Origin of the sequence: Kribbella sindirgiensis, from assembly GCF_004331435.1 — a bacterium.
Classification (GTDB): Bacteria; Actinomycetota; Actinomycetes; order Propionibacteriales; family Kribbellaceae; genus Kribbella; species Kribbella sindirgiensis.
On record NZ_SJKA01000024.1, the window covers coordinates 1 to 13,749 of the forward strand.

Below are 13,749 nucleotides of genomic sequence, written 5' to 3' on the forward strand. Positions count from 1 at the left end.
GGTCCCGACCACCGTCCCGGTCGCCGACCTCGACTTCGCCGAACAAGAACTCGTCCGCTTGGGGCGCCACCTGGCCCCCGCCGATCTGCGCAAGGCCGCTGAACAGTCTCGCGACATCCTCGACACCGACGGCCCCGAACCCGACGAACACAAAGCCGCCGCCCGCGAAACCCTCACCCTCAAAACCGCCGACCACGGCGTGAAGTTCACCGGGTACCTGGCCAACGACAACGCCGAACTCTTCCGCACCCTGATCACCACCGGCGCCCGCCCCCACAAGACCATCGACGGCGAGCCTGACCCGCGCTCCCGCGAGAAGCGCCAAGCCGACGCCCTCACCACCACGCTAACCCTGGCCGCCACCGCCCTCGACACAGGCACCCCGTCTCCCACGATGCCCCGCCCCACCAGCAAGCCAGCCAGCTCCACGGAGACCAGCACGCCGGAGACCGGCTGCACGGAGGATGACTCCGCAGGGACTGGTTCTACGGCGTCAGGCTCCGCGGAGGCCGGTTCACTGGCGACAGGCCACCAGCCGGTTGTGGTCGCTGGCTCGGGTACTGGTTCGAGTGGGGATGTGGGTAGGGAGGTGGTGCCTGGGTTCGGGGCGAAGGCGAACCTCACCGTCACCATCGACTTCCAGGACCTGAAGGCGGCCACCGCGGACGCGATCGGGCACACCGTCTACAGCAACGGACTGTCCGCAGCCACCATCCGCCGACTCGCCTGCGACGCAGGCGTCATCCCGATCGTGCTCGGCTCCAACTCCGAACCCCTGGACGTCGGCCGCGCCGAACGGCTCGTCACCCGCGCCATGCGACGCGCTTTGAATACCCGCGACCGCGGCTGCGTCGTGTGCGGAGCCCCACCCATCATGTGTGACGCCCACCACCTCACCTCCTGGATCGACGGCGGTGAAACGAAGATCTCCAACCTGGTGTTGCTGTGCCGCCGCCACCACTCCGACCTGCACAACGGCCACTGGACCATCACCGTCACCGACGGCGAAGTCCACGTAACCAGACCCCACTGGGCCGACCCACCACCCCGCAGCCCACACAAACCACCAGACACCGCACCCCCAGCACACGACCCGCCGGGCAGAACCCACCTGCCCACCGACGATCCACGGCGCAGGACCGACCTGCCCGCGGACGATGCACGGCGCGGGACCGACCTGCCCGCGGACGATCCATGGCGTGGGGCCGACCTGCCCACCGACGATCCATCGAGTGAGATCGACGGGCCCGTGCCCGGCGCACCCCGCGTCAAGACGAGCCGCTGGCACGCCGACGAACAGACGCGCGCAGAAGCGGCCCGGTTCGCCGTCTGGGGTGAACGCACCACGAACGAGTCCGGCGCCGGACCGCCATCCTTCGCCACGATCTGAACCCCGGCGTGTCATCCGCAACCCCCGGCACCAACGCCAAGTGCCGGGGCTGCGGGCTGCCCGCTCGTCGGCCCCGACCCTCGCTGGCGGTCCCGGTCAGCGCCGCTTCTCGTTCGAAGACGCGGAGACCTGCCCAGCCGCAGTTCAATTCGTGGGTCTCTGATGAACACCGAGGGATATCCGCGGGAGTGGCTATCGGGAGGGGCGGATGTTGCCGACCATCCACAGCCCGCCGCCGCCGGCGCAGTCGCGCCCTGTCCACGTGTCCTTGAAGTTGTCGGCACCGCCGCCGCCGATGTCGAGGGGAGTGCCGGACTTCGCGACGACCTTGTTCGTACGGTCGAGGATCTCGAACGACTGCGCGTCTCCCCGGACCGTGTACCCACGGGGCCACACGAGCGTGGTCCTGGATTGCCCCGCCCGAACGCACCCACTCGCGTCCACGGTCAAGGTGGCTCGGAGAAGCGCCTCCATCCCGCTCGGACTGTCCGTGTCGGACTGGACGATTCGAGGCAGGAGGTTGGCTGTCGACGGCTCAGTTGCTGTCGGGCGGTGTCCGTCGCCGGGACGGACGGCCAATGCGGTCGCCGCGAGCACCACCGCGCCCAACGCGACACCCCCGGCCGCCAGTCGTCTGCTGCGGATCCGGCGCCGCTGGATGCGCTCGACGACCGCGTCCTCGCCGAGGTCAACGAGGTCACTGCCCTCGGAGAAAGGGTCGCCAGCCCTCTCCGGACCTCGTCCGCCACCGCGAGCCGGTCGTCGTCGTGGTGAGGTACGTCGATCAGTAGATGGAGGGTCGCGTTCCACCGCTTGAGTCGCCGACGACTGTCGACGTACTGATTCAGTATGGCGCGCCGGACGTACGCCTCGAGCTGGTCGATGTCGTCGCCGGTCCGCCGACGGCTGAACACCCGCGTGAGCGCTTCCTGGACCAGATCGCCGGCGGTTGTCGGGTCACCGGTCAGGAGATAGGCGTAGCTGCGTAGCGCGCCGCCGCGCGTGGCCAGCAACGTCCGGAACGCACGCTCCCAGTCAGCCACCCCACCACCGTCCGTCCTCTCACCTACCTGGACGAACAACCGGGCAGCGGCGTTGGGGGTCAGGCAGAACAATTTTCGAAGAGTGTCCGTCGGGACTTGCAGGACTTCAATCTCATCTGTCGCCTGTTGACGATGCAGTGGTTCTGGCCGGCCGGGTTCGGGCGAGGACGTAGGCGGTCGGCGTCGCGCCGTTGTATTTGAGGAGGCGCTGTCGCACGACCTTCAGCCCGCCCTGCCGTTCGATGGCAGTGCGGAGCAGGCGTTTGTCCTCGGTGAGGAGTACGGCGCGACCGTCACCGCTGAGGATCCGGTCGAGTTCGTCGAGTGCGGCGGGATAGAGGGTGCGGTTGCCGCGATGGCTACCGACCTGTTTGCCGAACGGGAGATTCGCGACGACCCGGTCCACGCTGCTGGTCGCGAACGGGAGAGCTTCGGCCGCCGCCTGGGAAAGGGTTCCGGACAGGTTGCGAGCGGCCAGGTCGAGCGCCTTCGGGTCATGGTCCGTCCCGACGGCGAACGCGCCCGGCTCGCGACGCCGTACGGCCCGCAGGATCGTGCCGGTCCCGCAGAACGGATCGAGCACCTGATGCCCGGGCCGGATCTTCGCCAGCCGCACCAGCACCTCGGCAACGATCAGATTCGTTGACCACGGCAACCGTTCCACCCACCCGAACCGCCGCGTCCAGGCCATCGACCCGATCTCCGTGATCGAACCGTCCTCCAGATCGCGGACGGCGATCGTCGAATACAGGGCGCAGCTGATGAGTTCGTCGAGCAACCCGTCGAGTGTGCACTCGACGGTGTCGACGGATGACTGGCGGATTGAGTGGATCGACGACATCGGCCGGAGCTCCTCGATGAGGAGGTCGGTGGCGCCGTCTATGGTGCGAAGAACGAGATGGTTGGTGACGCGGGGCAACGAAGCTCCTGAAGGCTCGCGATCGACAGAACAGTCGAAGCGCGGCGCAGGCACGCCACATCGAGCCGACCTCGTCCAGGGCCCGCCACGACGTACCTACACCTTCAGAAACGCTGCATCGGGCGACAGCCTAGGCGCACCACAGTGCGAGTTCACCACAGGCGAGCTGCAACCCGAGGCGATCGCCCTCTACGAATCGAGCGGATACACCCGCACGGCGCCCTGGGGAAAGTACGTCGATCAGCCCGGAACACACTGCTACGCAAAGGAAATCCGGTAGAATTCAGAGGTGACGGGACCTCGTATCTTCACGGTTGACCAGTTGCTCGATGTGCTCGATCAGGTGGTGAGTGGGAGTGGACGAGGAGATCGCTCCAGCGCCTCCGCCGCGGAGTACTGGACCGGCTTGCTGACCACGCCCGGGCACCCACTGGCCACCCAGCTCCCGGACGAAGCGCTGGTCGACTGGCACGAGCGCGGCCTGCTCGGGGACCTCCAGACCGCACGAGTTCTCGACGTCGGCTGCGGTGCCGGCCGCAACACCAGATGGTTCGCCGAGCAGGGCGCGACCGTCGACGGGATCGACCTCGCCACGGACCTCCTCGACACGCTCCGGCCGAGCATGCCCGCCGCGGTCACGTTGACCGCGGTCGACGTACTGCGTGATCCGCTGCCGGCCGGTGAGTACGACGTGGTGTACGACTCCGGGTGCTTCCACCACATCGCGCCGCACCGCCGCATCACCTACCTCCAGCGGGTCCTCCCCCTCGTGCGCCCCGGCGGGCGGTTCGGCATCGTCGCCTTCGCCGCCGAGCGCATGGACATGCCCAGCGACCTCGACGTGGTCACCACCGGCGACACGTACGGCGGCATGACCTTCTCCGTCGACGACCTCCGCACGATCTTCGGCACCCTCACCCCGGTCGAGCTACGCGCCGTACATCCGGACCGTGAAGGCACCTTCGCCGCCGACTTCCTCAACGCGGGCCTCTTCACTCGGCCCTGAGCAGTCGATTCCAGTGGCTGGAACTGGCCATTGCTGGGTCCATTCCAACGTTGTAAAGTGCAGCTGTCCCGCCACCGATCAAGCATCACGGGAGAGTTCATGTCGCAGCCTCGTGCGGAGTACCCGCGTCCGCAGTTCGTCCGGCCCGAGTGGGTGAACCTGAACGGCGAGTGGCAGTTCGAGATCGACCGGTCGGACTCCGGACTGGAGCGCGGCCTGCGGGATCGCGAGCTGACGCAGCGGATCGTCGTACCGTTCGCACCGGAGACCGAGTTGTCCGGGATCGAGGACGTCGACTTCATGGAGGCGGTCTGGTACCGCACCACCGTCACGATCCCCGCGGAGTGGGACGGCAAGGACGCCGTACTGCACTTCCAGGCCGTCGACCACGACACCACCGTCTGGGTGAACGGCGAGGAGGTGGTCCGGCACCGCGGCGGGTTCACCCCGTTCAGCGCCAACCTGCACCACGTCGCCGAGCCCGGCCAGGAGGCGACCATCGTCGTCCGCGCCCGCGATACGCACCGCGGCCCGCAGGCACGAGGCAAGCAGAGCCAGCTGTACTTCAACCACAGCTGCCTCTACACCCGTACCACCGGCATCTGGCAGACCGTCTGGCTCGAAGCGGTCCCGACGGTGCACCTGAAGCGGCCCCGGATCACCCCGGACGTCGCGGGTTCCAGCTTCCACCTCGAGGTCCCGGTCTCGGCCAACAAAGCCGGCTACACGATCAAGGCCACCTTGAAGGACGCCGACGGTGAGATCGTCAGCCACGAGGTCCGCGCCGATCTCGACCTGGCGCCGCGTCTGACCCTGCAGGTCCCGGCCGACCGCGTCCGCCTCTGGGACACCACGGATCCGCACCTGTACGACGTACGCCTCGAGCTGATCGATGCCGACGGCAACGTGGTCGACGGGGCCGACTCGTACGCCGGTCTGCGGTCGGTGAGCATCAACGGCAAGGCGATCCTGATCAACGGCAAGCACGTGTTCCAGCGGCTCGTGCTGGACCAGGGGTACTGGCCGGAGAGCCTGATGACCGCGCCGTCCGAGGAGGCGCTGGTCCGCGACATCGAGCTGAGCCTGGCGGCTGGGTTCAACGGCGCGCGCCTGCACCAGAAGGTGTTCGAGGAGCGGTTCCTGTACCACGCGGACCGGCTCGGGTACCTGGTCTGGGGCGAGTTCGGCGACTGGGGTTCGGGCGTCGGCAACACCGACAAGGAGAACCAGCAGCCGACGGCGTCGTACGTCGGCCAGTGGCTCGAGGCGGTCGAACGCGACTACAGCCACCCGAGCATCGTCGGCTGGTGCCCGCTGAACGAGACGCACCAGCTCCTCCACGACCGGATCACCCAGCTCGACGACGTGACCCGCGCGATGTTCCTGGCCACCAAGGCCGCCGACACCAGCCGTCCGGTGCTGGACGCCTCCGGCTACAGCCATCGTGTGCCGGAGACGGACGTCTGGGACTCGCACAACTACGAGCAGGACCCGGCTGAGTTCGCGCGGCAGATGGCGGATCTCGTCAACGACAAGCCGTACGGCAACACCGGCGGCCCCGAGGGCAAGCCGATCTCCCTGGCGTACGACGGCCAGCCGTACTTCTGCAGCGAGTTCGGCGGCATCTGGTGGAACGCCGAGAAGGCGGCCGCCGGCAAGAGCGGCAACTCCGCGGACTCCTGGGGCTACGGCCAGCGCGTCGCGAACGAGGAGGACTTCTACACCCGCTTCGCCGGCCTGGTCGACGCGCTCCTCGACAACGAGCTGATGTTCGGCTACTGCTACACGCAGCTGACCGACGTCTTCCAGGAAGAGAACGGCATCTACAACTTCGACCGCACCAACAAGCTCGACGTACCGCGCATCAAGGCGGTCCAGGACCGCCAGGCTGCCTACGAGAAGGACTGAATACCGAGGCTGCCGGCAGCGACCAGGACCCAGAGGATCGCTCCGAGGAGGAGTGGTCTGGGTCCTGCGTCGCGCAGCTCGCGCGGGCGCAGGGAGAGGCCGATCGCGGCGAGCGCTGCGGTGATGAGGGTGCTGCCAATGATGGTCAGGGTCGGCAGCCAGGACTCGGGTACGGCGCCCGCCGAGCGGAGGCCGGCCGCGGCGATGAAGCCGATCAGGAACAGCGGAACGAGCTTGCGCCACGGCAGCGGCTTCCGGATCGACGCGGTCGCCCCTTCGTAGGAGCCCTCGGCGGTGGCGTCGAGGGCGCGGGCGACGCGGTTCTCGCGGCGGATCTTCAGCGCGACCAGTGTCAGCACGATCGGGATCAAGGTGAGCGACCGCGTCAGCTTCACGACGATCGCCTGGTCGCCGGCCGCTTGGCTGTACGCGTACCCGGCTGCGACGACGGACGACGTGTCGTTGATCGCCGTACCGGCCCACAACCCGAAGGCCTCGGGGCTCAGGCCGAGCAGGTGCCCGAGCGGCGGGAACGTCAGGACGGCGACGATGTTGAAGGTGAAGATCGTCGCGAGCGCGTAGGCGACCGACGACCGCTTGGCGCCGATCGCGGCGGTCGCGGCCGCGATCGCGGAACCGCCGCAGATCGCGGTTCCGACGCCGATCAGGATCTGGGTGTCGCCGCGTACGCCGAGGATCCGGCCGAACAACCACGCGCCGCCGAGAGCGAGCGCCAGCGTGCCGAGCATGACGGGTAGCGACGAGACGCCCACGCGCGCGACCTGTTGCAGCGACAGCCCGGTACCGAGGACGACGATCGACAGCTGGAGCAACGTCTTCGAGGCGAAGTCGTACCCGGGCCGCCAGACGTCCGAGCGCAGCGCCGGGACCACACTGCCCGCGATCACGCCGAGCAGGATCCCGAAGACCGGTCCCCCGACGAGCGGCACGAGTCGCCCGAGCGGGACAGCCGCGGCGGTCACCAGCAGCACGATCCACAACCCGCGCAACCGGCGTACGGCAGACCCGAGGCGACGGACGGTGGGAGCGGCGGAGTGAGGGCGAGGTGCCCTAACCTCGAGCTGCACCACTAGCCGGTTCCCTTCCGTCAGAAATGTACGTACATTCACGGTAGGAGATGACCGGACATTTGGCAACCCGGGAAGGATCCATGCGGAAGCTTGAGCGAGGGAGCGGCGAGCCGCTGTGGAAGCAGCTGCAGGAGGATCTCGTACGCCGGTTGCGCTCCGGCGAGTTCGATGACGCGTTCCCGGGTGAGCTCGCGCTGGTCGAGGAGTACGAGGTCAGCCGGCACACCGTCCGCCAGGCGCTCGGACAGCTCCGTACCGACGGTCTGATCGTCGCGGAGCGCGGCCGGCAGCCCCGGGTCGCGACCGCACCGGAGATCCGCCAGCCGATGGGCGCGCTGTACAGCCTGTTCTCCTCCGTCGAGGAGTCGGGCCTGCCGCAGCACAGCGTCGTACGGGCACTCGACCTCCGCGCGGACGGCGTGGTCGCTGCCCGCCTCAACCTCGAAGGTTCCATTCCGCTGCTGTACCTGGAGCGCCTCCGGTACGCCGGCGACGAGCCGCTCGCCCTCGATCGCGTCTGGCTACCCGCCAGCCTCGCCGAGCCGCTGCTCGACGCGGACTTCACCCACACCAGCCTGTACAACGAGCTGGCCGAACGCACCGGCATCAACCTCGACCACGGGCGCGAGGACATCCGCGCGATGAACCCGAACCCGGCCGAACGCGCGCTCCTGCACTGCCCCGCCGACGCCGCGGTCTTCTCGATCATCCGCCAGGGCACCGCACAGAACCGTCCGGTCGAGTGGCGGCACACAGTCGTCCGCGGCGACCGCTTCGCCCTCTCCGCCGAGTACTCCGCCAACGCCGGCTACCGCCTCACCCCGGCCACTACTGCCCTCGCTCAGGCCTGGTAGTTGACGCCCCGCGGTTGTAGATACTGGCTGGATGAGTGTCAAAGAGCTGCGGTTGGTGGTGACGGTGGACGACTACGACGCCGCGGTGGCGTTCTACCGGGACGCGCTCGGGCTGCCCGAACGCGAGTCCTACACGACCGGCGATGCGCAGGTGATGATCCTCGAGGCCGGCCGGGCGACGCTCGAGCTCGCGAACCGCGCGCAGGCCGAGTACATCGACGAGGTCGAGGTCGGGAGGCGCGTGGCCGGCAAGTTCCGGGTCGCGCTCGAGGTCGACGACTCGGCGGACACGACAGCCCGGCTGACCGACGCCGGCGCCACGGTCGTCGCCGAGCCGACCCGTACGCCGTGGGACTCGCTCAACGCCCGCCTCGAGACGCCGGGCGGTATCCAGCTGACCTTGTTCACGGAGCTTGACCTCAAGTGAACTGGAAGTGTTGAGGTAGCGGGCATGTGGAACACCTCGCACCTGGACCTCGACGCCTACCTGCGCCGGATCGGCCACGAACGCGTCGCGCCCTCGGCCGACGCGTTGCTCAGCCTGCATCGGGCGCATGTGCTGGCGATCCCGTTCGAGAACATCGACGTGATCCTCGGCACGCATCCCGGCATCGGCCTCGACGCGATTCAGGCCAAGCTGGTCGGCCGGCAGCGCGGCGGGTACTGCTACGAGCACGCGCTGCTGTTCGGCGCAGCACTCGAGCAGCTCGGGTTCGACGTCGTACGGCGGGTCGCCCGGGTGCAGCCGCACAAGGCCGGGCCGCGGACGCATGCACTGCTGAAGGTCGGCGTCGACGGGCAGGAGTTCCTGGCCGACGTGGGATTCGGCGCCGGGCAGCTGTACCCCACCCCGTTGAAGGACGGCGCCGTCGTCGACCAGGCCGGCTGGGACCACCGCCTCACGCTCGACGGCGACGTCTGGACCCTCTCGAAGCAGACCGCGAACGGGTGGATCCCACAACACGCGTCCAACGACGAACCGGTCCGCCCGATCGACTACGAGGTCTACCACCACTACGTCTCCACCCACCCGAACTCCCCCTTCACCGGCCGGCCCGTGGTGATGCGAGTCGCCGACGGCGTCGTACGCCGCCTCGTCGGCGACACCCTCACCGTCGAACACGCCGACGGTCGCACTACCGAACGCGCCGTACCTCCGGCGGACCTTCCCGACGTCCTGGCATCCCTGGACGTGATCCTCAGCGAGGAAGAGATCGACCGCCTTCGGTTGGTCTAGACAAGTTCCCTGCGTGATCGCGCCCGCCGACGTAGAGGATGGAGGGTTCGATCGTCAGGTGGGTCACGTGAATCGAGACCAGGTACGGGACTGTTCGGCGGAGAGCTAAGTGTTGGGGCGGCATGATGGGGTCATGACGGCCGAAGGTGAGGAGTTGGCGGGGTGGGCTCGGATGTTGGCCGATGGGACGAGGGCAACGGTTTGTTTGGCGTTGCTCGACGGGCGGGCCTGGACGGCTAGTGAGCTCGCCAGGTTGGCGAAGGTTTCCCGGCCGACGATCAGCGAGCACCTGAACCAGCTGGTCAACGGCGGCCTGCTGACCGAGGTGCGCCAAGGTCGGCACCGGTACGTGAAGCTCGCCGGACCGGACACCGCCGAGCTGCTCGAAGGGCTCGCCGCGCTGGCGCCGCGACGTACCGAAGTGGTGAACAGCCTGGCGGCCCACAGCAGGCGGGACGCGTTCGCGCGGGCCCGCACGTGCTACGACCACCTGGCAGGCAAGCTCGGAGTCGCGCTCGCCGACGCGATGACCGAGCGCGGTCTGATCGACTGGTCGGACGGGACCGCGTTGACGCCGGACGGCCAAGCCTGGTTGGAAGATCTCGGCATCGAGCTCGAGGTACGCCGCGGCCGCCCGGCCGTCAGGTCCTGTCTGGATGTGACCGAACGCCGGCCGCATCTCGCGGGCGCGGTCGGGGCGGCGTTGTGCAGGCACGCATTACGGAACGACTGGGTGACGCATATCCCGGGCGGTCGCGCGTTGAAGGTGACGGGTTCCGTTCAAGCGTTCGGTCTCCCTGTGAGAGTTGTCAAAGAATTGCAGCCGGGCCCGCGTGAAACATAGAAGTAACACGCGTCCGGGAGGCGCGCGGCTCCGAAACCCCCTAGCCTTCGGCCATGACTGAGTTCGAGCCCGGCACCGATCTGGTGTCCCGACTCCCTCTGCCCAGCCATGTCGTCGTCCTCGCGGACGACAAGTGGCGTCGCGGCTGGCTGATCGGCCGCGACCATGAGGAATCGGGATGGACCGCTCTGGTGCAGTACGAGGGCGACGACGGCAACGAGCGGACGGAACGCCTGCCGGCGGACCGGATCGCTCTCCCGGAGTCGAACGGCCCGACAGAACAAGCGTCCTAGGGAGGGAACGCGAAGCAGTGCGAAGGCCCCCGGGGTGATGAGTCACCGGGGGCCTTCGTGCGTAACGCTGCTTGGGCGCCTCAGAAGCATCGAGAACCCCGTCCCAGACCCTTCGGGCGGACGGCCTGGGACGGGATCCTCAGTGGCGTTACACACGGTGTATCGCCGGTAACGCCCCGAGTGTTACAGAATCGGCAGAACTTTCTTGCGGCCGCATCACGACAGTCACGACGTACGGCGGCCCCGGTGCACGTCCCTGAACACCGGGGCCTGGACCAGCGGCCTCTCGAGCGACCGCTGCTCTTCACTGTCAGGTGCCCGAACACACTGCGGACATGCGTGTTCAGAAACGCACAGCGAGCAATACCCGGCCGGACTCCGAGCTGCGGATATCCAGGGCCTTGATCTCGTTGCGCCGCAGCTTCGTGGTCGCCGCCGGCTTCACCGTCGTCCCGGGCGAGGACGTCCAGCTGGCGATCAGCTCGACCTTTCCGGTCGTGTCCGTGACGTACAACTCGTAGCCGCGGGCCCGTTCGCTCGGCGTCGCGAGTTCGTCGTACCGGCAGCTGATCTCGATCGTCGTACCCCACGGCTCCGGCACCAGCCGGGCGTCCGCGGACAGCTTGCTGGACACCGTCTGGGCGAGTACGACGTAGTCGCCCTTGGGCTCGTTGCGGGTCAGCGGGACGACGACCACCGCACCGATGACAGCGGCCGCAACGGCGATCCCGGTCGTCAGCGCGCCGAATCGGATCCGTTGCCTGCGCCGGTCGCGCTGGACGTTCCGGACCAGACCGGGCAGCAGGTTCGGCGGCTCGGCCGTGATGGTGGCCAGCGCCCGGTCGGCCGGCAAGGCGGCCAGCACCCCGGGGATCCCGGCCAGGGACGCGACCCCGGTCGAGCACTCCTCACACGTGTGCAGATGTTCCTCGTACGCGCGCCGGTCCTTCGCCGACAACGCGCCCAGCAGGTACGCCGCGTCCCACTCCCGGTACGGGTCGCTCACTGGCTCGTCACCCCCTTCTCCTGCAGCGCGAGCTTCAACGCTCGCAGCCCGTAGTGCAGCCGCGACTTCACGGTGCCCGACGGGATGTCCAGCTCCTCGGCGATGTCGGTGACCGTACGGCGTCCGTAGTACGCACGAACGATCACCTGCCGATGTTCCTCCGACAGCTGAGCCAGCGACTCGGCGACCAGCCAGGCATCGAGTACGGCGTTCGCGTGGTCGGCGCTCGGGTTCTCCGGGAGGTCGTCGCTGGCGACCTCCCGGCTGACCCGGGCGCTGCGCCGGTCGTCGATGACGAGATTGCGCGCCACCGTGAACAGCCACGCCCGGGCCCCCGCCTCGTCCTCGGCCAGGATGTTAGGCCGCCGCCAGGCCCGCAGCAGGGTCTCCTGGACGACGTCCTCCGCCAGCCGGTCGTCGCCGGTCAGCCGGACGACGAACCGCCACAGCGCAGGAGCGTGCACATCGTGCAGCTCACGCAGCAGCGTCGCCCGGTCGTCGGCCATCGGCGCTCCTGAACTGTGGGACTGCGGGTCTGCCATCGGGTTACTTGGTCGCTACGGCTGCCTGCGCCGATGTTTTCGCCGCCCGCTGCACCGACCAGGCACCGTTGCCCAGGAAGGCGATCAGCAGGAAGGCGAAGCAGAACAGGGCTGCCTTCTCGCCACCATTCTGCACGGGCAGCAAAGCATCCACCTGATGCACGGTGAAATACGCATAGGCCATCGATCCGGAGCACAGCAGCGCGGCGTACCGGGTGCCGAACCCGATCATCACCAGCGCACCGCCGATCGTCTGGATCAGCGCCGCCCACCAGGACGGCCAGACGAACGCGTCGACCTGCTTGGTTCCGAGGACACCGAACAGCGCGGCCGCACCGTGGGTGGCGAACAGGAACCCCACGACGATCCGGAAGACAGCGATCACTTCTCTCTGAAAACGCTCGAGCACCTGCACAGGGCCTCACTCCTTGGGGCGGGGTTGGTGTCTGTGCCTGGTTCGAACGATTGAGTGCTCTACTTGGTTCAACACTCCGTGATTCGAAGATCACACTCCGAATCGGTTGTGTTTCGGTCGCCGAGTTGCTAGCCGTCAGCGTGCGTCGTGCAGTTCTTGCAGGATGCGGACGAAGGTCTTGCGGTCGGCCGGGGCGAGCGACGTGAGGACCTGCTCCTCCTGCGCCTGGATCTCCTTGCGGACAGTACGGCGTACGCGGCGGCCCTGCGGTGTGATCGAGAGCAGGCGAGCGCGGCGGTCGGCGGGATCCGGGGTGCGCTCGATCAGGCCGGCCTGCTGAAGTTCGTCGAGGGTGCCGATGATGCGGGACTTGTCGGCGCCGATCGCCTCGGCGAGGGCGGCCTGGGTCCGGACCGGGGTGTCGTCGAGCGCGGTGAGCACCGAGTACCCCCACATCGAGACGTCGTGCGCGGCGAGCACGGGCAGTTCGAGCGCGATCAGTTCCCGCACCAGCGGATACAGCATCGCGGCGAGATCGGGGCGCTCGGTTGCCATGCCCGGAAAGGTAGCACTGGCGCAATCATATGCTGGCGCTTACGATAAGCTCATGCCTACTATCAATTATCTCGATCTCGACGCCGAGGCCGTCCGGGCCAGCATCGGACTGGTGAGCACTGCGACCACCGCCGACCTGGCCAGGCCGACCCCGTGCCGCGCCTGGACCCTCTACGGCCTGCTTGCCCACATGGCCACTCAGCACTACGGCTTCGCGGCCGCGTCCCGGGGCGAGTCCGATCCCGCGATCTGGAAGGTCCGCGATCTCGGCGACGACCCGGTGAAGGCGTACGTCGAGTCCGCCGAGCACGTCCTGGACGCGTTCGCGCAGCCCGGCGTCGCGGAGCGGACGTTCACGCTCGCCGAGTTCGGGCCGGACGCCGCGTTCCCCGGCGCCCAGGCGATCAGCTTCCATTTCATCGACTACGTGGTGCACAGCTGGGACGTCGCGAAGTCGCTCGGTACGACGGCGACCTTCGCACCCGCCACGCTCGAGGCGGCGCAGGGCGTGGCCCAGGTCGTGCCCACCGGCGAGGTCCGTCTCACCCCGGGGACGCCGTTCGCGCCCGACGTACCGTGGTCGGGCGAGGACACCCTCGACCGCATCGTCGCCCACCTCGGCCGCAATCCCGCCTGGCCGAACTGA

The 13,749-nt window shown here is 68.3% G+C and carries 17 protein-coding genes and 1 pseudogene; 10 read left to right on the forward strand and 8 right to left on the reverse strand.

Annotated elements, in window-relative coordinates:
• A partial coding sequence (locus tag E0H50_RS38450) for an HNH endonuclease (RefSeq protein ID WP_131296085.1) occupies positions 1 to 1,390 on the forward strand: 1,390 nt, incomplete at its 5' end.
• A 192-nt stretch (positions 1,391 to 1,582) separates the two neighbouring features.
• Here E0H50_RS38450 and E0H50_RS38455 read toward each other — a convergent pair.
• The gene (locus tag E0H50_RS38455; RefSeq protein WP_131296086.1) at positions 1,583 to 1,786 is read right to left on the reverse strand and encodes a hypothetical protein; all 204 of its coding nucleotides are present in this window, start codon (positions 1,784 to 1,786) and stop codon (positions 1,583 to 1,585) included.
• A 156-nt stretch (positions 1,787 to 1,942) separates the two neighbouring features.
• On the opposite strand from E0H50_RS38455, the gene E0H50_RS44110 reads away from it, so the two are divergent.
• The gene (locus tag E0H50_RS44110) at positions 1,943 to 2,164 is read left to right on the forward strand and encodes a hypothetical protein (RefSeq protein ID WP_238151643.1); all 222 of its coding nucleotides are present in this window, start codon (positions 1,943 to 1,945) and stop codon (positions 2,162 to 2,164) included.
• A gap of 95 nt (positions 2,165 to 2,259) precedes the next feature.
• Here the strand turns inward: E0H50_RS44110 and E0H50_RS44115 are convergent.
• Positions 2,260 to 2,433 (reverse strand): annotated as a pseudogene (locus E0H50_RS44115) (RNA polymerase sigma factor); the annotation flags it as partial.
• 112 nt (positions 2,434 to 2,545) lie between these two features.
• Entirely contained in the window at positions 2,546 to 3,352 is an 807-nt protein-coding gene (locus E0H50_RS38465) for a TRM11 family SAM-dependent methyltransferase (protein WP_131296088.1), read from the reverse strand.
• A 289-nt stretch (positions 3,353 to 3,641) separates the two neighbouring features.
• Between E0H50_RS38465 and E0H50_RS38470 the strand changes: the two genes are divergently transcribed.
• A complete protein-coding gene (locus E0H50_RS38470; RefSeq protein ID WP_131296089.1) occupies positions 3,642 to 4,358 on the forward strand; it encodes a class I SAM-dependent methyltransferase in 717 nt (238 codons plus the stop codon).
• Positions 4,359 to 4,457: 99 nt separating this feature from the next.
• Positions 4,458 to 6,266 carry a glycoside hydrolase family 2 protein gene (locus tag E0H50_RS38475; RefSeq protein ID WP_131296090.1) on the forward strand — a complete coding sequence of 603 codons (1,809 nt, stop codon included), beginning with the start codon at positions 4,458 to 4,460 and terminating at the stop codon, positions 6,264 to 6,266.
• Here the strand turns inward: E0H50_RS38475 and E0H50_RS38480 are convergent.
• Positions 6,251 to 7,276 (reverse strand): YeiH family protein, encoded by a 1,026-nt coding sequence (locus tag E0H50_RS38480; RefSeq protein WP_131296091.1) that lies wholly within the window; start codon positions 7,274 to 7,276, stop codon positions 6,251 to 6,253. The two genes, E0H50_RS38475 and E0H50_RS38480, sit on opposite strands and share 16 nt — an antisense overlap.
• 161 nt (positions 7,277 to 7,437) lie before the next feature.
• On the opposite strand from E0H50_RS38480, the gene E0H50_RS38485 reads away from it, so the two are divergent.
• The 5 genes from E0H50_RS38485 to E0H50_RS38505 all read left to right on the forward strand — a co-directional run bounded on the left by E0H50_RS38485 (position 7,438) and on the right by E0H50_RS38505 (position 10,585).
• Entirely contained in the window at positions 7,438 to 8,211 is a 774-nt protein-coding gene (locus E0H50_RS38485; RefSeq protein WP_131296092.1) for a GntR family transcriptional regulator, read from the forward strand.
• Positions 8,212 to 8,242: 31 nt separating this feature from the next.
• Positions 8,243 to 8,638, forward strand: a complete 396-nt coding sequence (locus E0H50_RS38490) for a VOC family protein (protein WP_131296093.1) — start codon at positions 8,243 to 8,245, stop codon at positions 8,636 to 8,638.
• 24 nt (positions 8,639 to 8,662) lie between these two features.
• Positions 8,663 to 9,448, forward strand: coding sequence for an arylamine N-acetyltransferase family protein (locus E0H50_RS38495; protein ID WP_131296094.1), 786 nt, complete (start codon positions 8,663 to 8,665; stop codon positions 9,446 to 9,448).
• A gap of 133 nt (positions 9,449 to 9,581) precedes the next feature.
• A complete protein-coding gene (locus E0H50_RS38500; RefSeq protein WP_131296095.1) occupies positions 9,582 to 10,292 on the forward strand; it encodes an ArsR/SmtB family transcription factor in 711 nt (236 codons plus the stop codon).
• A 53-nt stretch (positions 10,293 to 10,345) separates the two neighbouring features.
• The gene (locus E0H50_RS38505; RefSeq protein WP_131296096.1) at positions 10,346 to 10,585 is read left to right on the forward strand and encodes a hypothetical protein; all 240 of its coding nucleotides are present in this window, start codon (positions 10,346 to 10,348) and stop codon (positions 10,583 to 10,585) included.
• 343 nt (positions 10,586 to 10,928) lie between these two features.
• Here E0H50_RS38505 and E0H50_RS38510 read toward each other — a convergent pair whose 3' ends face one another.
• From E0H50_RS38510 to E0H50_RS38525, 4 genes are all read right to left on the reverse strand, one after another.
• Positions 10,929 to 11,591: an anti-sigma factor family protein gene (locus tag E0H50_RS38510; RefSeq protein ID WP_131296097.1), complete on the reverse strand. Its 663-nt coding sequence runs from the start codon at positions 11,589 to 11,591 to the stop codon at positions 10,929 to 10,931.
• A complete protein-coding gene (locus tag E0H50_RS38515) occupies positions 11,588 to 12,097 on the reverse strand; it encodes a sigma-70 family RNA polymerase sigma factor (protein WP_130388757.1) in 510 nt (169 codons plus the stop codon). Before E0H50_RS38515 ends, E0H50_RS38510 begins: the two co-directional genes overlap by 4 nt.
• A gap of 40 nt (positions 12,098 to 12,137) precedes the next feature.
• On the reverse strand, positions 12,138 to 12,518 hold the full coding sequence (locus E0H50_RS38520; protein WP_238151638.1) for a DoxX family protein: 381 nt from the start codon (positions 12,516 to 12,518) through the stop codon (positions 12,138 to 12,140).
• Between the two features lie 165 nt (positions 12,519 to 12,683).
• Complete coding sequence (locus E0H50_RS38525; RefSeq protein WP_131296099.1) at positions 12,684 to 13,103, reverse strand: MarR family winged helix-turn-helix transcriptional regulator; 420 nt, start codon at positions 13,101 to 13,103, stop codon at positions 12,684 to 12,686.
• Between the two features lie 52 nt (positions 13,104 to 13,155).
• On the opposite strand from E0H50_RS38525, the gene E0H50_RS38530 reads away from it, so the two are divergent.
• Entirely contained in the window at positions 13,156 to 13,749 is a 594-nt protein-coding gene (locus tag E0H50_RS38530; RefSeq protein ID WP_131296100.1) for a TIGR03086 family metal-binding protein, read from the forward strand.